Genomic DNA, 18763 nt, shown 5'->3' on the forward strand with positions numbered 1-18763 from the left:
TAAAATTACTAAAAATAACATTAACCATTTGTTTTATAAAAACAAATTTAAGAGGGTAAGTGTGATGAATAAAAAAATTATGATAAAATATAATTGGGCATCGGGCATCGGGCATCGGGCATCGGGCATCGGGCATATTATTATTTGTTAATCGTTTTATTTCAACTTTAATATTACAACAAAACGTTTTATCTTTAGCGTTACCTTTTTGTTTTAAACACTTCCATTGCAAATCTCACTTTGCTACCAAAATAACGGCACTGACAGCTCACTTAAAACCAAAACCTACTCAAGTCATGAGTTTAATCTTATTATCACAATGGATACACGTTAGCTCAGCTAATGCAATACTAACAGCGACTTCAAGTCAGGTTATTGTTGGGAATACACCGCAAGTGGTTGCGTTATCGAGTGCAGATAAACATGGTTTTACTGTTAATGGTGTTTTTTACAGTGAGGCGAGTGGCACTATAAAATCTAGTGAAGTGAAAGAATTTGATGGTAACTTAACGCTTAACGATTTTAAAGTGGCGATTTATACTTCAACAAATTTAGATAAAGTTGAAAATTACAGTGATATAGATGGTGATAATGCTGATCCTCAGCAACCATTTAAAGTGGAAATGACTAATTATTGGTGGTATGACAATAATGGCGTAAGAATAATCGGTGATGATAAGAAAAAAATTATAGGTTGTGGAAGTGGTTTTTCAATGCCATTAAAACTCATCATTAAAACCAATGTTAGAGCCCATTCGGCATACGGAATTCCTGATGAAGGCGAGCCGATTACCCTAGCTAAAACCTACCAAATAGCACCAAAATCGCAAATTTGTTATGCTAAACCGAATGCCACAGTTGTTTATCAAAATGCTCAATGGCATGGTTTTGATGAAAACGGTAATTCTCAAAAATGGAATCTTGAAAATAGCATAATAAGTCCTGAGTATGGAGGAGGTCGCACAAGTGATTATGTATTGGATTTTGGCTTTAAGGCTAAACCAACATATTCATCAAAAACATTCCCAACAACGGGCTTTCCAGGGGCTCAGTTTCAATTAGTGATGACTGGTGCACAAACGGATTATGAATTTTCAGTTATTACTCAAACGAAAGATGTTGTTGATGTTGATTCATTAGGATCAATTACCTTAAAGAAAAAACCATCAGATCAAGTAATAGTGCAAGCGACATTAAAAAGAGATAGATCAGTTAAACATGATTATAGCTTTAATCCAACAAGTATTTGGGCTATTCCACAGGGCGATTTTAAGGGATATTGGAATGTATCTCAAACAAAATGTGGAAGTGCTTTTAACGTACTTTCTCGAGGCGAATTGACTAACTCTCCACAAAGAAAAGCACCAATGTATTGGCAGTTTAAAGATAACAATTATACTCGAGCAATTGGTGAAGGGCTGACCGCTGAGTGGGGGCCAATGAATAAAATAAGCTACCCAAACTCTGAATGGCGTGATGCTCATTATTGGACAAGAGATAACTATTCATCCGAACTATACTTTGTTGTGCATTCTGTCAATGGTGGCGTGGGATATGGTGGTTATGAAAATAAGATAGGACAAATTAACTATATTGCTTGCAAAGGTTAAATGAGTTTATATTTTATATCGTTTTACTTATAACTTGAAGAAGCAACATTGGTTTTTGAAAATTAAGATTAACAATTAAGGGAATGCCGTTAAATATTCCCTTTTGCTGATTTTTATCGGCAACGGTAGCATTTTCATAGGTTATGGCTATTGCTAATAAAGATGTTATGTAAAATGAGAGAAAAATAATGTATATGTAATGCTGATAAAATCAGCACAACATATTATAATTAGCTAAGCTTTTTTCACAAAGCAAGCTTTAAGCATAATTTTCATACCATCGACTTTACAATCGATCTCATGATCACCGTCTACTAAACGAATGCCTTTGGCTTTAGCGCCTTTTTTCAGCACAGTTGACGATCCTTTTAACTTAAGATCTTTAATTAAAATAATATCATCACCATCAGCAAGTAAATTACCATTACTGTCTTTTACTTGTAATTCATCATCAGAAGACACAGCCTCGTTTGGATCCCATTCGTGGGCACATTCAGGGCAAACACAAAAGCTGCCATCATGATAAGTGTGTTCAGATTGGCAAACAGGGCAATTAGGTATAGATTCCATAATTAAGATTCATCCAAATTAAATAAAATGGCGCCTACTATAGCAAAAAAATGCTATTAAGTCATGAATGATAGCTGTTTGGTTGCCGTGGGTAATCTAAAAAAATTGACGAATTAGCCAATTATTTTAGAGATAAATAAACTACTATTAATTGATCTTGTTGTTCTATTTCTTTTAGATCTTTCTTCATATTTTTTCCTATTTTATTGGGGCAAAAATAAAATCATTTTTGTAAAAAATATTCAGGAATCTATACCGTTTCAGCATGAAATTATTTTAAATTCAATTGTTTAATGAATTATTATAAATAAAGCACCAAATTGTTTAAATCCCTTATTAAGCCAAAGCGTTAAACTGTAATGGTCAAGTATTTTAATCACCAATTTAGGTTGTTTTGCCACAGCCGGTGGTAAATCAGTGTTAAAACTATGTGGTCGTCTTTGGTGATAATAATCGAATAAGTAACAGAACATGTCTGACTTGGCTTGAGCTAAACGACGATAACCAGCCTTGGGGATCCATTCACTTTTCAAACTACGGAACAGGCGTTCAGTGGGTGCATTGTCCAAACAATTACCGCAACAGCTAACACTTTGCACTATTCCACAACGACTAAGGCGATGCCTGAATGCAGCTGATAAATACTGGCAACCGTGGTCAGAATGGAACATTAAAGCCCTTGGCTTTACCTCGTAGAGACCACATGCCTAATGCATTAATCACTAAGTAACTATCGGCTTTATCTGATACGCTATAACTCACTACCCGCCGAGCGTGCAAATCGGCTATGTAAATACCCCCAAACTTAGTACATAACTCACGTAGAAAATCATGCTGCTTGTTTTAGTGTTTTATACTCAATCGGTGTCATGTTATTTAATGCCTCATGCGGTCTTTCGGTATTATAAATCGTTAACCCTTCTTCGGTTATTCTCCTTGCTTGTGCTAAGTTGTTAAAAAGATATGAATCGAGCACTTCAGTGCGATAGGTACGATTAAACCGTTCAATATAGCCATTTTGATAAGGGCTACCGGGCTGGATATAATCAATGGTTATACCATGTAATTTAGCCCAGTTGGTAAAGGTTTTTCCTGTAAATTCTGGCCCATTATCGACCCGTATTTTTAATGGATACCCATGATATTCGGCCAGTTTATCTAAGTAACGGGTAATCCTTCCTGCTGGTAAGCTTACTGCAATATCAATACCTAACGCCTCACGATTAAAGTCATCGATGACATTGAATGTTCTAAAGCGACGTTGATTACAGCGACTATCACTCATAAAATCCATTGACCAACAGTCACTTTGTTTATTGGGGACTAATAATCTTTCTGAGCATCGTGGAGGAATGCGTTTTTTACGCTTTACCCTGAGATTAAGCTTTAATTCACAATACACCCGATATACCCGTTTATGATTCCATTGATAGCCGAGCTTTCTGATACGATTAAAACATTTAGGAAAACCCCAGCGTAAATGCCTATCTGTGATAGCATTCAATACCGAAACAATCGCCGAATCATCCTGTAACTTAGCTTGATAATAGTAAGCACAACGGCTTAAACCAACAATGGCACAACTCATAGCAATAGTAACTGAATGATTTTGTTGTAGTTGCTGTGCCCACGTTTTACGTGCCCCTGTTGGGCACTAAAGCTTTTTTATGATTTCTTCCTGAAGCTGGGATCTTAAGCTCAGTTCGGCAAACATCTGTTTAAGCTTGCGGTTTTCAGCCTCCAGCTCCTTTAAGCGTTTGATATCCGACGTTTCCATTCCGCTGTATTTTTCTCGCCATTTATAGAAAGTTGAATTACCCATGCCATATTTACGGCACAGTTCTTTAACGGGAATACCCGCTTCAGCTTCTTTTAAAATAGCGATGATTTGATGTTCAGTCATTTTTTTCATAATTAAATCCCCTTTACTTGTATCATAGAGAATTTTCTACTTTTTTGCTGTACTATTTTAGGGGATAGTTACATTAATGTTCTAATAATACTTTTCATAGAATTATATAAAACGTCTTAAATCAACTTAATGCTAATCATTTATTTATTACCATCATTGATAAAAATAATGTGTAGGCTCAATACGTTTGCCAATGGTTAAATTAATTGCCCCCTTGCAAATGTTTTATGGCTTCTTCTAGATTGCTACATTGGGGAAATAATACTGCAATTTTGGTAAAGTGTGTGCAATCCGTATCGTGGATATTTTTAGTTTGAGTTTTGTATGATAGTGATGAGTCTTATTTTATGGTATAGAGCTTTTTTGGCGATATCTCCGTTATGCTATCTTGCTAAAAACTTACTCCAAAACAGAAATAATAAAAAACTCGTTTAATTTAGATAACATGGTGAAAATAGCTTAATGACTTATAAATAATTATAATTGTTTTTATTTAAGATATTAGCATGATTTTTTGAAATCTTAGAATACTTTTATCTTTTTATTAATAGGTAATTGTTAGAAGGATAGATAATATGAAAAGGAAAATATTGAGTGTTACTCTAGCTATTATGGCTTGGTTTGGTGCAGTTTTTTTGTTAATGCCTATCAAATTGATTGCCCACAAAACATCAAGGCTAAAGAAGAAGTTGAAAACAGGCCTAATGGGTGGGAGGTTTCTGATGATATAAATAGTTTAACTATATCGTTTAGTAGCATGATTGTTTATCACGGTAAGCCTTCTAGAAAGGTCAGTTTAAAACCAGCAAAAGGATGGGTTGAAGGTAAGAAACATGAGTTAATATGGGAAGTCGATTTTAAAGCTGATGTTGAACCTTATTATGTTAGTTGCTCTTATAATGGCAGTAGAATTGAGCTAATAAAAAAAATTGATTTATCAATGAAAAGTTGTTGGGCTGATTATTTTGAAGATGAACAAGGAAAAAAAGGAACACTTACCTGTAGCACAAGTGAAGCAAAAGATTTGCATTAGTTGAAATATGGGATTTGTTGTTATATGTAATAGCTGACAACTTAAATCCCTTTTAGACTATTTATTGTGCTGTCACCACCAACGGTAAAAATGGTGTGTTGGGCCAATTCCGTTACCAATATTTAAATTATCAGCATGGCTAATGGCTCCTTGCAAATAATTTTTAGCCTGCATTACAGCTTCTACTAAATTATATTTGGGTAATAATGCGGCAATTGCTGCAGATAGTGTGCAACCTGTTCCGTGAGTATTTTTAGTTTGAATTCGTGGAGAAGTTATTCTTATTACATTATCTTGGGTTATCAAATAATCAGGGCTTTGACTACCTGACAAATGCCCGCCTTTCATTAAAACCGCTTTGCAACCCAATTTGAGTAATTCATCCCCTTGCTTTTGCATATCATCTTCGTTTTTGGCCTCACCACAATCAAGTAGTGCTGCTGCTTCAGGAATATTAGGAGTAACAATGGTTGCTAAGGGTAATAATAACTCACGAATAGCAGTTATGGCATCAGATTTGAGCAGGGGATGTCCTCCTTTAGCTATCATTACAGTATCTAAGACGATAGCAGGAATAGCATTTGTGATAAGAAGATGGTGAACTGCTATGACTATCTCTTTATTCATTAGCATTCCCATTTTTACACTATTAATTTGAATATCTTGATATAGCGTATTGAATTGAGCTGCAACAAATTCAGGGGTAATGGCTAATACCGCATCAACCCCTCGTGTGCTTTGTGCCGTTAATGCAGTGATAACTGACATGCCATAAGCCCCGAGTGCCGAAAAAGTTTTTAAATCGGCTTGAATTCCTGCGCCACCGCTGGGATCTGACCCAGCAATGGTTAATGCAATTGTTGTCATAATGTATGCCCTATTTAGCCTTCCTGATTTGAGTAATGAGCGATAACGTCGCTTGCTCAATATCTTGTTTACCACAAATAGCTGAAACCACAGCAACGCCGTCGATACCTGTTTGAATAACGTTAGTCACATTATTTTCATCAATACCGCCAATAGCTACAGCAGGACATTGCTTTAGTTCTATTAGTTCAATTAATTGTTCGGTTCCCAGTGCTACTGCTGCATCTTTTTTCGTTGCGGTTGGAAAGATAGGACCAATACCAATATAATCGACCTTATGCCATGGAACGCTATCAAGTTGACGTCGATTAGCGATCGAAAACCCTAACCATTTATCTCTACCAATTAATTGACGAGTAACATCAACAGGAAGATCACTTTGTCCAATATGTACACCATCGGCGTCAACCGCTAAAGCAATATCGACATGATCATTAATAAACAGTGGTACGGGTGTTTCATTCAGCGCTTCTTTCAATGCTAATGCGGCATAATACCAATCTTTACCGCTAAACTTATGTTCAGATCTTAACTGTACTGCAGTTGCCCCATTAGAAACAGCAATTTTTGTGGTATTTACCATGCCACTAATACCACCACATAATAATGGATCAAGGACTAAATAAAGAGTTAAATCTAATTGCTTTTTCATCTTGTTCCTTATTGATGCAATGAATTAAACAGAGATAGTTGATCTAGTAGTGATACCGCAAAGGTACCTAATCCTTGCTGTTTATTGGCAAGTTGACCTGCTTTTTTCATCATAAAACAAGCTGAGGCGGTAGCTGATAAAGGATCTGATGAATTGGCAATAAAAGCAGCTACCATAGCAGATAGTGCACAGCCTGTTCCTGTTACTTTTGTTAAAGCAATATCGCCACCAGTGATGCTATATAAGATGTTGCCATTAGTGATATAATCAATATCCCCCGTCATTGCAACAATCGTTTGATATTTTTGTGCAAGTGCTTTGGCTGCATGTACAGCAGATGTCGTTGAGTTTTGACCATCAGGTCCTTTCGATGATCCATTTTCACCATTTAGTACTAATATTTCTGATGCATTACCGCGTATGACTGTTGGCTTTAATGATAGTAATTGACATACAATTTCAGTTCGATAATTAAGCGCCCCCCCCACAGCGACAGGATCAAGCACCCATGGAGTTTGTGTTTGCAAAGCTTGGATTGTTGCTAACAACATACTTTTGGCTGTGCTACTGTGAATGGTGCCAATATTAATCAATAAACTATCCGCAATGGTGATAAATGACTCCACCTCTTGCTTGGCAATAACCATTGCTGGTGATGCACCAATAGCGAGTAACACATTTGCGGTAAAATTTTGCACCACATCATTTGTAATACAATGCACTAATGGGTTTTGTTGTTTTACATGATAGATAAAAGGAGTTGCTTGTACTAATTGAAATGGTTTGTTTTCTAACATATTTATTCCCTGTTATTTTAGAACTAAAATATTGGGAAGAATTTGCCAAATTAAAGCTAAGATGGCTTAGACTTCCCTACGCTGGCATAACCCAGATCAGGTTCAACGGGTAAAATCTCAGTTTTTTGTCAAAACAAAAAACACCCCGAGTCAAAATTTGTTCATCCATTATGAACTGACTATCAGTTTTTAACAAACTATTGTAATAACTTTTCAATATCTGTTATTGCCTTTCTGTCTGGCAAAAAGATGATTAGATGATCATTATCTTCTATCATCAAATCAGTATTAATAATAATCACATCTTCACCACGAACAACAGCTCCAATTGTTGCACCTGAAGGCAGTTTTAAGCCATTAATATTTTTGCCCACCAGTTTTGATGTATCATTATTGCCTTTGGCAACCACTTCGATAATTTCAGATTCGCCTTGCCTTAGCGAAACGACTTTAACCATACCAGTTTGTCTTACATGACTTAATAGTTCTGAAATGGTGGCATGTTGTGGCGATATTGCGATATCAATCACACTATCATTAATCAATTCAAGGTAGGCTTGGCGTTGAATTAGTACGATCACTTTTTTTGCGCCCATTCTTTTGGCAAGCATAGATGACATGATATTGGATTCATCGTCACCTGTGACTGCAATAAAAAGATCGGTAAGCTCAACTTGCTCTTGTGAAAGTAATTCTTGATCAGATGACTCACCATGCAACACTGTGGTATTAACCAGTTGCTCGGCAATGAGTTCGGCTCGCTCAGCATTGCGTTCAATTAACTTGACTTGGTAATCATTTTCCAAACGCTTTGCTAAAGCGACAGCAACACTACCACCACCACTAATAATGATTCGCTTATAAGGTTTTTCTAATCGTTGTAGTTCGCTGGTTACAGCTTTGATATTAACTGGTGGCGTAATAAAATACACCATATCTCCCGCTTCAACCAAGGTTGAGCCAAGCGGACGAATAAAGCGGTTTTTACGATAAATAGCAACCACTCGCGCTTCAACATGAGGTAAATGTTCTTTGAGCTCGGATAATTCACTGCCAACTAAAGCACCGCCATAATAAGCCGTTACCGCCACTAGACACACTCGGTTATCATAAAAAGAAGCAAATTGCAATGAGCCAGGGTATTGAACTAATTGACTTATATGATTGGTGATAAGATTTTCTGGGGCAATGATATGATCGATATTAATACAGTCTTTATTGAAAAAAGGATAATTTTCATCATTATATTCAGGCGCTCTAATGCGAGCCACTTTTTGTGGAATACTAAATAAGACATGACCAATTTGGCAGGCCATCATATTGACTTCATCAGAGTTAGTTACAGCAACAAGCATATCGGCCGATTCAGCGCCAGCACTTTCTAATACCTGAGGATAGGATGATTTTCCACAAATTACCTGTAAATCAAAACGCTCTTGTAGCGATTGCAATCTATCATGATCTTCATCCACCACAGTAATATCGTTTTGTTTTTCGGTAACAAGATATTCCGCAAGTGCACTACCTGTTTGTCCTGCACCAAGAATAATAATCTTCATAACTAGCCTATATATTTAGATGGCTTTAACCATTATCCATTTACTTAGTATATTAAAGCCATTGCATATCATTCATTTTTTAGTCGCAATCTGTTATTGATTTTGCAATTATACAAACCCGATTGCATCATAGACTTTTTTCAACGTTGGCTCGGCTTTTGAACGTGCTTTTTCAGCTCCATCTTGCATGATTGAAAATAGATAATGTTCATCGTCACGATACTCATGATATTTAGCTTGCAAGGTAGTTAACATATCAATGACTTGCGTTGCAACTTCTGTTTTGAGGTGACCATACATTTTACCTTCAAACTCTTTTTCAAGCTCGGCAATAGGCTTACCTGTCACACCAGTTAAAATATCAAGTAGATTTGAAACACCAACTTTATTTTTAACATCATAGCGTACTACTGGTGGCTCATCAGAATCAGTCATTGCACGTTTGATTTTCTTCTCAATATCTTTTGGATTTTCGAGTAAACCAATCACATTATTACGGTTTTCATCTGATTTGGACATTTTCTTAGTCGGCTCTTGCAATGACATAACGCGCGCACCAACCCTGGCAATGAACGGCTCGGGAACAGTAAAAATATCACCATAAAGCGCATTAAAACGCATAGCAATATCACGCGATAATTCAAGATGCTGTTTTTGATCATCACCAACAGGAACTAAGTTTGCTTGATAGAGTAAAATATCAGCAGCCATAAGTACAGGATAATCAAATAGCCCTGCATTGATATTCTCTGAATGGCGTGATGACTTATCTTTAAATTGCGTCATACGGCTAAGCTCACCAAAATAGGTGTAGCAATTTAAAGCCCAGCCTAACTCTGCATGTGCAGGCACATGCGATTGTACAAAAATAGTGCTTTTTTGCGGATCAATACCACAAGCTAAATAAAGGGCTAGTGTATCTAATGTGGCTTTACGTAATTTGTTTGGATCTTGACGTACGGTAATTGCATGCTGATTAACAATACAATAAACGCAATCATATTCGTTTTGCAAAGACACCCAATTTTTTAAAGCACCTAAGTAGTTGCCAAGTGTTAGTTCCCCTGATGGCTGAGCGCCACTAAATACAATCGGTTTACTCATAATTTCTTCCTAATTTATACTCATTATTTTTTTGCATCAGCTTTTGGCTGAGGTAGAATTGTTAATATATCTTTAAAATCGTCAAATAAAAAATCGGGATTACTAGTAGCAATTGAAACGCCATAGTTATAGCCATAGCTTAAGGCAACAGTTGGGCAGTTAGCATTTTGCGCAGCAGTGATATCGTTTTTCGAATCACCAACAAAAAGTAACTGATCGCTAAACAATCCAAATTTCGCCATTACTTGATACAAAGGAGCTGGGTGTGGTTTTAATTTGATCACATCGCCACCGCCAAGTACTAGCGAAAAGAACTCTTTTATGCCTAGTGACGCTAGTAATGCAGGTAAAAATTGGGCTGGCTTATTGGTCACTAATGCAAGTGGATAATGATTATCATAAAGCACTTTTAAAGTTTCTTTAACATTCGGAAACAGCCTAGTTTCGACATCAATAACTTTATCATAATGTTGGTTAAATAATATCTTGGCTTTGGCAAATTGTTCTTTTGATGGCTCAATAGTAATGGCTTTAAAAACGCGTTCTAGCATGATATCAATGCCATTACCAACGAAATTTTTGATCTGCTCATTGCTGATCGTTGGTAAATTCAACTCTGCCAACATATTTTGTGTAGCCAGTGCCAGTCCCGGCACACTATCAACCAATGTACCATCTAAATCAAATGCGATTGCTTGAATATCTTTTAGTTTATTCATGTATCACTCCTGCTAACTCTTTACGCATGGCATCAATGACGGTTTTATAATCAGGCTGGCTAAATATGGCGGAGCCAGCAACAAACATATCTGCACCTGCTTTAGCTATTTCAGCAATATTTTCTACTTTTACCCCACCGTCAATTTCTAAACGAATATTTAATCCTGATGCAATTATACGTTGTTTAACTTGGTGTAATTTTTTCAAGGTTGCGGGAATAAAAGATTGCCCCCCAAAGCCAGGATTAACGCTCATCAACAAAATAATATCAATTTTGTCCATGACATAATCTAAATAATCCAGCGGAGTGGCTGGATTTAATACAATACCTGCCGTGCAACCATGATCTTTAATTAATTGTAATGAGCGATCTAAATGAATCGTCGCTTCTGGATGAATAGAGATATTAGTAGCACCAGCTTTAGCAAATGAGGCTATTAGCTCTTCAACAGGGGATACCATCAAATGCACATCAATAGGTACGCTAATGCCATAATCTCGCAGTGCTTTACAAAACATCGCCCCCATTGTTAGATTAGGTACAAAATGGTTATCCATAACATCAAAATGGATAACATCGGCTCCGGCGTCAATGACCTTTTGCGCATCTTCACCAAGGCGCGCAAAATCAGCTGACAATATTGATGGAGCAATAATAAATTTTTTCATAACCTACCTCATGATAACCCATTTTATATTCAAGCCTGATTATGACTTTTTATAGAGAGCTAAAATCTCATCAATTTTTTTACGACCCTCACCTGCACAGCTAATTGAACGACGCATTTCTGCGCGATAAAGCTCGCTTGCTTTGCTATAAAGAGTCATTGTGTAATCAGTATAATGATTAGATACTAGCACGGGTATATTCTTTTTATATGCTATAGTTTCAGCCAATTTCGACAAGTTTTTATGTTCTTCAAATCCAAAAATATTTGAATAATAAGCTGTAAACCCTACTGATTGATTTGGGGGTATGTAGGGCGGATCACAATAAATAACCGAATTTCTTTCTGCCTTCTTCATGACCTCATGATAAGGTGCGCAAATAAATTTCGCTTTTTGTGCTTTTTCTGCAAAAAAATAAAGTTCTTTTTCAGGAAAATAAATGGTTTTATAACGCCCAAATGGCACATTAAATAATCCACTATTGTTATAACGACATAGGCCGTTATAACAATGTCGGTTTAAATAAACAAATAATAATGATCTAAAATATCGATCTTTACTATGATTAAATACATCTCTAAGCTGATAAAACGCATCAGGTTGATTATTTTGAGTAGTAAAAAGCAATCTGAGATCACGAATAAATTGATCTGGAGTTGATTGTAACAAGGTATATAGTGAAATTAAGTCTTGATTGATATCCGCTAAAATATAGTTTTCGTAGTTTGTATTTAAAAACACAGAACCAGCTCCGACAAAAGGCTCAATCAATAGATCGCCTTCTGGAAGATACCGTTTGATTGTGTCCACAAGCTCATACTTTCCTCCAGCCCATTTTAAAAAGGCTCGTTGCTTCTTCAACGGATACTCCTATTTGTCGTTGATTGGATAAATAAACGATATTACTTATTATTTTTCTATTTTTTCTTTATTAACAACCGCACCCGATTTAACCCATGGTTTATCTTTTAAGAGTGCTGATGGTAAAGATTTAATAGCTTTACGTGCTTCATTAGCTGATGAATAATCACCTTTTACTAAAATAAACCACGTTCCTGAACTATATTCAGTTTTATATATATGGTAATTAGTTATATTGTTTTGTTTAATAAATTTTTTCAACCCCTCAACTGATTTGGATGCACTTAGCTGAATAACATAATGATCATTACTTATTTTAATTTTTTTTCCTAAATCAGCTTTTTCTTCTTTACGATTAACTGTTTTCTTATCATGATCATTATTATTTTTCTTAGTATTAGTTGATTGTGAAATATTTATATTATTAGAAATACTAGCGTTAGTTCTTCTATTTTGTGTTGTAATAGTATTAGAGTGTCCCTTAACCTCAGAATTTAGATTATCTATTGAGCTTAAACTATCATCTGTATTATCAGAACTTTCAGTTTGAGATCCATTAACAACTGCGCCACTTTGCCCATTTGAAATCAAACTGTTAGTTTCTTCTGTTGTCGTAACATCATTAACGGTAGGTGATGTTAATGCTGTTACTTCATTTTTGCGAGAAGAGTAAAAAATAATCAAGCCAAGCAATAATAGAAAAATAATGGCTACCGAACCGAAGATAACTAATTTTTTCTTTGGAAAATTTTGAAGAAGGTTTAGCAACTTTAATGAAGGCGTAGAGTCCTTACTCGGTTGCTCTAAAATATAACGGTCATCTTTATCTACACGCATACTTACTCCTTAACCTATAAAAAGGTTTATTACTTCATTAATAGCTATTACATCCAAAATAAGTTGCTTAAATCTGTTCTATTTTATCAATAATATAACTGGCAACACCTTTGGCACTTTGTTCATCAGTTTTAATGGTAATATCGGCAATTTCTTTGTAAAGAGGTTCACGTTCACCTGCAAGTTCTTCATAAAGCTCACGAGGTGTGTTACCACCTTGCAGTAATGGACGGCGTTTATCTTTTTGTGTTCTTGCCATTTGCTTTTCAATGGTTGTTTCAAGATAAACAACAATTCCACGTGCTGACAATCGGTTGCGTGTCTCTTTTGATAAGACAGAACCACCACCAGTTGCCAGAACTACGCCTTGTTTTTCAGTCAATTCGTTAATGACTTTTTCTTCTCTGGCACGGAATCCCTCTTCTCCTTCTAGGTCAAAAATCCATGCAATATCGGCTCCAGTACGTTTCTCAATCTCTTGATCTGAGTCAAAAAAATCCATGCCTAACTGTTGCGCAATTTGTCGGCCTATTGTGCTTTTTCCTGCCCCCATAGGGCCAATTAGAAAGATATTTCGCTTTTCTGCCATTGTAGTTTCATCATCTATTAATTTTGGTTAAAATATACAACACAACATCAATTTTAGTTGATTAAAAATCATACAAAATTCAATTGTGTAACTTTTCCTTTGATCTCCGTCTAACGACAAAAATTTAGGTCGGTAATTATCTCAATAGATAGCACCTTTTGGCAATAGGTATTTATTAATAGTTTTAGCTAATACCAGCTTGATGCAAATCATGAATATTTAAAGCACCGACTAATTCACCCTCATTGTTAACGACTGGTGCAGCGGTAATATTGTGATCATTAAAGGATTTTAATGCTTCAACCGCTTTCCAATTATCAGGGATAAGGTATCCTGGGCTGGTCATAACATCCAAAATACTATCTTGTAATGTACCATTTTTCAATAATAACCGACGTAAATCGCCATCGGTAAATACTCCAATTATTTTATTATTATTCTGACAGATTGCAACTAAACCTACACCTGTTCGACTTAATTCTAGCATAGCATCAAGAACCGTTGCTGTTTGTGGAACTTTAGGTATTCGATCGCCTGTTCGCATCACATCTCTGACATGATTAAGTAATTTAGCACCTAAACTACCTGCTGGGTGGGAGCGAGCAAAATCTTCTTCTCTAAAGCCTCGAGCTCGCATTACAGCAATCGCTAGCGCATCACCCATCAATAATGTGTTGGTTGAACTTGATGTTGGCGCTAATCCCATTGGGCATGCTTCTTTTTCTATCGAGATATTTAAAATAGCTTGAGCTGATTTAGCCAATGGCGAATCAACTCCGCCCGTAATTGCAATTACGGGTACATTCATTGTAGCGAGGATCGGCAGAATAATATTAAATTCTTTTGCCCGTCCGGAATAAGAAATTAAAATAGCCACATCATTGGCTGTTACCATGCCTAAATCGCCATGCAATGCTTCCGAAGGATGCATAAAAAAAGCGGGGCTGCCCGTGCTTGCTAACGATGCAGCAATTTTTTTCCCAATATGTCCTGATTTCCCAATACCTGAAACAACAACCTTACCTTTGGTGGTTAAGATAAGTTGGCATGCATTAATAAAATCTTTGCCAAGCCGATTAGGTAACTTTTCCGCTTCTTGTAACTCTAGTTCAAGAACTTCTCGACCATATTGTAATAATTTATCCATTTTCAATTAGCCTGTCGAATAAAAAAATCAGTGTCCAGTGAATGTATAATCGGTAAATAAAAGTAATCGATTATAAAAGCTAAACTATTATCAGTTTAACAATTAACGATCGAATATTCAAAAAAAGAAAGTCTTTTTATCAAAACTTTTCAGGTAAACAGGTGCTTGAAAGTAAATATGAGTTCACAACATTAGAGTAACTTAAAGTCCGAAAGCAACTTTTACGCCTAATGTAGTTAAAATGGTACCTAATAATTTATCGAAAATAGTTTGAATTTTAAAATAACGCCGTTGTATTGTTTGATTTTGAAAAACAAACACCACAAAAGGCCACCAAAAAAAGGCTTCAATCCAAATGATAAATGCAATGATAAGTTTACCAATCGTTGATGATTCAGCATCAAGCATTTGCGTAAAAATTGCTAGAAAAAATAACGTTGCTTTAGGGTTAAGTAAATTACATAAAAAACCTTGCGTAAAAGCCAATTTTGTTGAAATTAGCTGCTTAATTGGTTGTTTGCCAACTAAGCAAGTGGTCGCATTAGAGGCAAATAATGCTTTAAAGCCAAGCCATATAAGGAAAGCGGCACTGGCATAGCATAGCGTGTTATAGAGCAATGGAATGGTGCCAATCAACACCGCAAGACCAGCAACGCAATAGCTCATATGAATCAAAATAGCAGTGATCACATCTAAACAAGTAAATAATGCTGTTTTTCGGCGATAATTTAAACTGTTTTTAACACTAAAAAGAAATCAGGTCCAGACGGAATCATCCCCAAAAAACAGGTCGAGCCAACTAAAAGCAATGTATCCAACTCCATTTTCGGTACCTATTTAAATACCTGTGCTGAATTATTGATCGTTGCGATATTGGCTTTATTTTTTTCAATAAACTGTTTTTTATCAAAATTAGGGGCAGATAAATAGTCAGTTAGAAATTTGCCATTACTTGCAACTTGTGCCCCATTTAAAATTAAACGAGGCAAATCAATTTGGTAAATGGTTTGATCGGGTGTTTTTTGTAGATCTTGTATACTTGCGTTAGTTAATAGATAAAGCTTGCGCTCTTTTTGTGAAAGGCGATTAATGGTTGGCGTGCCAGATCCCATCATTAAATGATCTGGGAAAATATAAAATACAGTGTTTTCTAATACCCCTTCATCTTTTAATTGTTGAATAAATAACCCTAAATTATGATCTAATGAAGCAGCAACAAAAGACATATTATCTGGTTTGGGTGAAATAATTGATTTCATTCTTTCGTCATCAAAACCATTTGGAGCATGAGTTGAAACGGTTGATACAAATAAGGCAAATGGTTGGTTATTTTGACGCATTTGCGTAATCTGTTTTTGCGCAACATCAAAAATATCTTTGTCATATAATCCAAATGGTGCTGTTGGGTATTGCCCAACGTAATTTTTTTCCGAAATGACTTGCATACCCAAAAGCTCAGCAGTATGCCCAATACCAGCAAAATCAGGACTAGGCATCACATAACGGGTTTGATACCCAGCTTGTTTTAGCACATCACCCAAACTAACTAAGTTTGTTTGGTTTGCACGCATTAATGGGGATGTTGTGTAACCGCCAATTAAAAATGGCATGCCGGTCATATAAGTATACATGGAAGCAGTCGTCCAAGTGCTTCCAGTGCTCATTGGCATATTGGCAAAAAAAGTATAATCTTGGCAAAGATGTCGTAAATTAGGTGTAATATCTTCAAAGTCGAGAAAACCTTGTTCAAACGATTCTAATGATAACACAATAATATTTTTACCTTGTTGGCTAACAAGCTGGTTTTTATTGATGTAATTAGTCATATTGAGTGATTGCAATGCTTGCTCAAATGGTTCGCGCGGAGCACTAGTAACCTGATATATTTCATATAACCGGCTTAATGGTCCATTGTGGTAACTAATTGAAAATATAGCGATAACAGCGAGTAATATGCGAGGCAATAATCGGTATTTTCCTTTACACCAATTAGCGAGTTTTAATAGTAAAAAAATGAAAGAAAAAAAGACTACAATGACCAGAACGGCTTGCAATTTAAAAATAAATAGCCCTTCTATAATATCATTTATATTTAAATTCACATAAAACTGATAATCAATAAATCCACCACTAAAGTAGATAGAAGTTAGCTCCATTACAATAAAAATCGTTAATAAAGTTACGTTTAAAAATTGCCATTTTTTCTTTTTAAAGAGCGAGGCAAAAACAATTGTGATAATAAAAAGAGGTAAAACAATGAATGTCGATAATGGCATAAGATTTGTTACTCAATTTCTCAAAAATCAATTTTGCTAAAGTATATACTCAATACATAAAAAAATAAAAATATCGCTTAATGCTGTTTAATTTATCACATTATCTTCATAGCCTAACTTGAAAAGTGCTAATGGCAAAAGCAGACTTTTCATATATCAAATGATAATTATTAGCATTTGATGTTGATAATTGAAACCGTTAGCAATAAGATATCGCCAATAATGTCAAATAATTAGGTATTACTATGTCGTGTTATGTACGAAAATTAGCTTTAATTCTATTATCATCGTTGATTCCTTTCGCGTTATGTTATGCCGATATTTCATTACCTAAGCCACAAATAAAAGATGGAATGAGCTTATTTGAAAGCTTAAAAAAACGTGCTTCAACATCTGGTGGCGGGTTTCCTACTGGTAAGATTTCTGATGAGGAACTTTCACAAGTGCTTTGGGCAGCAAGTGGGTTGAACCGAGGTAAAACAGGATGGACAGTACCAATGGTTAAAGGTAAGCCACCTTATGTACGAATTTATATTGCTGGTGAAAAAGGCACTTTTTTATATGAGTGGGAAGGTCATTATTTAAGAGAAATTAATAATAAAGATATTCGCGCCGACATTGGTTTGCAAAATTTTACTAAGCGAGCCGCCTATTCATTAATTTTTGTGTCAGATGCTAATGTATTGGCTGATATAAATCCCGAAGAAAGTACTCACTTTAATTATACTGCTGTTGGCGCAATGAGTCAGAATGCTTATTTAGCTGCGGCAGCATTGAAATTAAATGCTCGTTATATTCATTCCATCAAGTCAGATGCCATAATTCAAGTGTAAATACCCCAAACTTAGTACACAACTCACGTAGAAAATTAAGCTGCTTGTTTTAGTGTTTTGTATTCAATCGGTGTCATGTTATTTAATGCCTCATGCGGTCTTTCGGTATTATAAATCGTTAACCATTCTTCGGTTATTCTCCTTGCTTGAGCTAAGTTGTTAAAAAGATATAAATCGAGTACCTCAGTGCGATAGGTACGATTAAATCGTTCAATATAGCCATTTTGATATGGGCTACCGGGCTGGATATAATCAATGGTTATATCATGTGATTTAGCCCAGTTTATAAAGGTTTTTCCTGTAAATTCTGGCCCATTATCGACCCGTATTTTTAATGGATAACCATGATATTCGGCCAGTTTATCTAAGTAACGGGTAATCCTTCCTGCCAGTAAGCTTACTGCAATATCAATACCTAACGCCTTACGATTAAAGTCATCGATAACATTGAATGTCCTAAAGCGACGTTGATTACGACTACTGTCACTCATAAAATCCATTGACCAACATTCACCTTGTTTATTGGGGACTAATAACCTTTCCGGGCATCGTGGAGGAATGCGTTTTTTACGCTTTACCCTGAGATTAAGCTTTAATTCACAATACACCCGATATACCCGTTTATGATTCCATTGATAGCCGAGCTTTCTGATACGATTAAAACATTTAGGAAAGCCCCAGCGTAAATGCCGGTCTGTGATAGCATTCAACACCGAAACAATCACCG

At 35.8% G+C, this 18763-nt stretch carries 19 protein-coding genes, 2 pseudogenes and 1 riboswitch; of the genes and pseudogenes, 3 read left to right on the forward strand and 18 right to left on the reverse strand.

Features of this window, described 5'->3' with window-relative positions:
* Nucleotides 1-296 precede the first annotated feature (296 nt).
* Nucleotides 297-1610, forward strand: coding sequence for a hypothetical protein (locus A9G40_RS04700; protein ID WP_065582116.1), 1314 nt, complete (start codon nucleotides 297-299; stop codon nucleotides 1608-1610).
* 234 nt (nucleotides 1611-1844) lie between these two features.
* Here A9G40_RS04700 and A9G40_RS04705 read toward each other — a convergent pair whose 3' ends face one another.
* The 4 genes and pseudogenes from A9G40_RS04705 to A9G40_RS15750 all read right to left on the reverse strand — a co-directional run bounded on the left by A9G40_RS04705 (nucleotide 1845) and on the right by A9G40_RS15750 (nucleotide 4092).
* Nucleotides 1845-2180 carry a zinc ribbon domain-containing protein YjdM gene (locus tag A9G40_RS04705; RefSeq protein ID WP_065582117.1) on the reverse strand — a complete coding sequence of 112 codons (336 nt, stop codon included), beginning with the start codon at nucleotides 2178-2180 and terminating at the stop codon, nucleotides 1845-1847.
* A 290-nt stretch (nucleotides 2181-2470) separates the two neighbouring features.
* Nucleotides 2471-2851 carry an integrase core domain-containing protein gene (locus A9G40_RS04710; RefSeq protein ID WP_081302150.1) on the reverse strand — a complete coding sequence of 127 codons (381 nt, stop codon included), beginning with the start codon at nucleotides 2849-2851 and terminating at the stop codon, nucleotides 2471-2473.
* Nucleotides 2852-3009: 158 nt separating this feature from the next.
* Nucleotides 3010-3792 (reverse strand): annotated as a pseudogene (locus tag A9G40_RS04715) (IS3 family transposase); the annotation flags it as partial.
* A gap of 42 nt (nucleotides 3793-3834) precedes the next feature.
* On the reverse strand, nucleotides 3835-4092 hold the full coding sequence (locus A9G40_RS15750) for a transposase (RefSeq protein ID WP_065581369.1): 258 nt from the start codon (nucleotides 4090-4092) through the stop codon (nucleotides 3835-3837).
* A 616-nt stretch (nucleotides 4093-4708) separates the two neighbouring features.
* On the opposite strand from A9G40_RS15750, the gene A9G40_RS04725 reads away from it, so the two are divergent.
* Nucleotides 4709-5125, forward strand: a complete 417-nt coding sequence (locus A9G40_RS04725) for an STY0301 family protein (RefSeq protein ID WP_065581468.1) — start codon at nucleotides 4709-4711, stop codon at nucleotides 5123-5125.
* A 72-nt stretch (nucleotides 5126-5197) separates the two neighbouring features.
* On the opposite strand, the gene thiD is transcribed toward A9G40_RS04725, so the two are convergent.
* The 13 genes and pseudogenes from thiD to A9G40_RS04790 all read right to left on the reverse strand — a co-directional run bounded on the left by thiD (nucleotide 5198) and on the right by A9G40_RS04790 (nucleotide 17203).
* Nucleotides 5198-5992, reverse strand: coding sequence for a bifunctional hydroxymethylpyrimidine kinase/phosphomethylpyrimidine kinase (thiD, locus tag A9G40_RS04730; protein ID WP_065581469.1), 795 nt, complete (start codon nucleotides 5990-5992; stop codon nucleotides 5198-5200).
* A 10-nt stretch (nucleotides 5993-6002) separates the two neighbouring features.
* Nucleotides 6003-6644, reverse strand: coding sequence for a thiamine phosphate synthase (thiE, locus tag A9G40_RS04735; RefSeq protein ID WP_065581470.1), 642 nt, complete (start codon nucleotides 6642-6644; stop codon nucleotides 6003-6005).
* An 8-nt stretch (nucleotides 6645-6652) separates the two neighbouring features.
* Nucleotides 6653-7441 (reverse strand): hydroxyethylthiazole kinase, encoded by a 789-nt coding sequence (thiM, locus tag A9G40_RS04740; protein WP_065581471.1) that lies wholly within the window; start codon nucleotides 7439-7441, stop codon nucleotides 6653-6655.
* Between the two features lie 56 nt (nucleotides 7442-7497).
* A riboswitch (TPP riboswitch) is annotated at nucleotides 7498-7599 on the reverse strand.
* Between the two features lie 39 nt (nucleotides 7600-7638).
* Nucleotides 7639-9000: a Trk system potassium transporter TrkA gene (gene trkA / locus A9G40_RS04745; protein WP_065581472.1), complete on the reverse strand. Its 1362-nt coding sequence runs from the start codon at nucleotides 8998-9000 to the stop codon at nucleotides 7639-7641.
* 108 nt (nucleotides 9001-9108) lie between these two features.
* A complete protein-coding gene (gene trpS / locus A9G40_RS04750; RefSeq protein ID WP_065581473.1) occupies nucleotides 9109-10104 on the reverse strand; it encodes a tryptophan--tRNA ligase in 996 nt (331 codons plus the stop codon).
* 23 nt (nucleotides 10105-10127) lie between these two features.
* A complete protein-coding gene (locus A9G40_RS04755) occupies nucleotides 10128-10823 on the reverse strand; it encodes a phosphoglycolate phosphatase (RefSeq protein WP_065581474.1) in 696 nt (231 codons plus the stop codon).
* Nucleotides 10816-11493 (reverse strand): ribulose-phosphate 3-epimerase, encoded by a 678-nt coding sequence (rpe, locus tag A9G40_RS04760; protein ID WP_065581475.1) that lies wholly within the window; start codon nucleotides 11491-11493, stop codon nucleotides 10816-10818. Before rpe ends, A9G40_RS04755 begins: the two co-directional genes overlap by 8 nt.
* A gap of 39 nt (nucleotides 11494-11532) precedes the next feature.
* Nucleotides 11533-12354 (reverse strand): Dam family site-specific DNA-(adenine-N6)-methyltransferase, encoded by an 822-nt coding sequence (locus A9G40_RS04765; RefSeq protein WP_065581476.1) that lies wholly within the window; start codon nucleotides 12352-12354, stop codon nucleotides 11533-11535.
* Nucleotides 12355-12402: 48 nt separating this feature from the next.
* Nucleotides 12403-13191 (reverse strand): SPOR domain-containing protein, encoded by a 789-nt coding sequence (locus A9G40_RS04770; RefSeq protein WP_065581477.1) that lies wholly within the window; start codon nucleotides 13189-13191, stop codon nucleotides 12403-12405.
* A gap of 67 nt (nucleotides 13192-13258) precedes the next feature.
* Nucleotides 13259-13780, reverse strand: coding sequence for a shikimate kinase AroK (gene aroK, locus A9G40_RS04775; RefSeq protein ID WP_065580715.1), 522 nt, complete (start codon nucleotides 13778-13780; stop codon nucleotides 13259-13261).
* Nucleotides 13781-13964: 184 nt separating this feature from the next.
* A complete protein-coding gene (gene gutQ / locus A9G40_RS04780) occupies nucleotides 13965-14927 on the reverse strand; it encodes an arabinose-5-phosphate isomerase GutQ (protein ID WP_065581478.1) in 963 nt (320 codons plus the stop codon).
* Between the two features lie 201 nt (nucleotides 14928-15128).
* Nucleotides 15129-15751 (reverse strand): annotated as a pseudogene (locus tag A9G40_RS04785) (LysE family transporter).
* A gap of 9 nt (nucleotides 15752-15760) precedes the next feature.
* The gene (locus A9G40_RS04790; RefSeq protein ID WP_065581479.1) at nucleotides 15761-17203 is read right to left on the reverse strand and encodes an LTA synthase family protein; all 1443 of its coding nucleotides are present in this window, start codon (nucleotides 17201-17203) and stop codon (nucleotides 15761-15763) included.
* Nucleotides 17204-17448: 245 nt separating this feature from the next.
* Here A9G40_RS04790 and A9G40_RS04795 point away from each other — a divergent pair, with 245 nt between their 5' ends.
* Entirely contained in the window at nucleotides 17449-18036 is a 588-nt protein-coding gene (locus A9G40_RS04795; protein ID WP_065581480.1) for a nitroreductase family protein, read from the forward strand.
* 35 nt (nucleotides 18037-18071) lie between these two features.
* On the opposite strand, the gene A9G40_RS04800 is transcribed toward A9G40_RS04795, so the two are convergent.
* Nucleotides 18072-18763: IS3 family transposase (locus tag A9G40_RS04800; RefSeq protein ID WP_176700431.1), on the reverse strand; the 692-nt coding region annotated here is incomplete at its 5' end.

This window comes from Gilliamella sp. Nev3-1 (assembly GCF_001690435.1).
Lineage (GTDB): Bacteria > Pseudomonadota > Gammaproteobacteria > Enterobacterales > Orbaceae > Gilliamella > Gilliamella apicola_C.

Bases quoted from the DNA above. Each gene is read 5' to 3' on its own strand.
- A9G40_RS04700 (WP_065582116.1), top strand. From the start codon at position 297: ATGAGTTTAATCTTATTATCACAATGGATACACGTTAGCTCAGCTAAT.
- A9G40_RS04705 (WP_065582117.1), bottom strand. From the start codon at position 2,180: ATGGAATCTATACCTAATTGCCCTGTTTGCCAATCTGAACACACTTAT.
- A9G40_RS04710 (WP_081302150.1), bottom strand. From the start codon at position 2,851: ATGTTCCATTCTGACCACGGTTGCCAGTATTTATCAGCTGCATTCAGG.
- A9G40_RS15750 (WP_065581369.1), bottom strand. From the start codon at position 4,092: ATGAAAAAAATGACTGAACATCAAATCATCGCTATTTTAAAAGAAGCT.
- thiD (WP_065581469.1), bottom strand. From the start codon at position 5,992: ATGACAACAATTGCATTAACCATTGCTGGGTCAGATCCCAGCGGTGGC.
- thiE (WP_065581470.1), bottom strand. From the start codon at position 6,644: ATGAAAAAGCAATTAGATTTAACTCTTTATTTAGTCCTTGATCCATTA.
- thiM (WP_065581471.1), bottom strand. From the start codon at position 7,441: ATGTTAGAAAACAAACCATTTCAATTAGTACAAGCAACTCCTTTTATC.
- trkA (WP_065581472.1), bottom strand. From the start codon at position 9,000: ATGAAGATTATTATTCTTGGTGCAGGACAAACAGGTAGTGCACTTGCG.
- trpS (WP_065581473.1), bottom strand. From the start codon at position 10,104: ATGAGTAAACCGATTGTATTTAGTGGCGCTCAGCCATCAGGGGAACTA.
- A9G40_RS04755 (WP_065581474.1), bottom strand. From the start codon at position 10,823: ATGAATAAACTAAAAGATATTCAAGCAATCGCATTTGATTTAGATGGT.
- rpe (WP_065581475.1), bottom strand. From the start codon at position 11,493: ATGAAAAAATTTATTATTGCTCCATCAATATTGTCAGCTGATTTTGCG.
- A9G40_RS04770 (WP_065581477.1), bottom strand. From the start codon at position 13,191: ATGCGTGTAGATAAAGATGACCGTTATATTTTAGAGCAACCGAGTAAG.
- aroK (WP_065580715.1), bottom strand. From the start codon at position 13,780: ATGGCAGAAAAGCGAAATATCTTTCTAATTGGCCCTATGGGGGCAGGA.
- gutQ (WP_065581478.1), bottom strand. From the start codon at position 14,927: ATGGATAAATTATTACAATATGGTCGAGAAGTTCTTGAACTAGAGTTA.
- A9G40_RS04790 (WP_065581479.1), bottom strand. From the start codon at position 17,203: ATGCCATTATCGACATTCATTGTTTTACCTCTTTTTATTATCACAATT.
- A9G40_RS04795 (WP_065581480.1), top strand. From the start codon at position 17,449: ATGTCGTGTTATGTACGAAAATTAGCTTTAATTCTATTATCATCGTTG.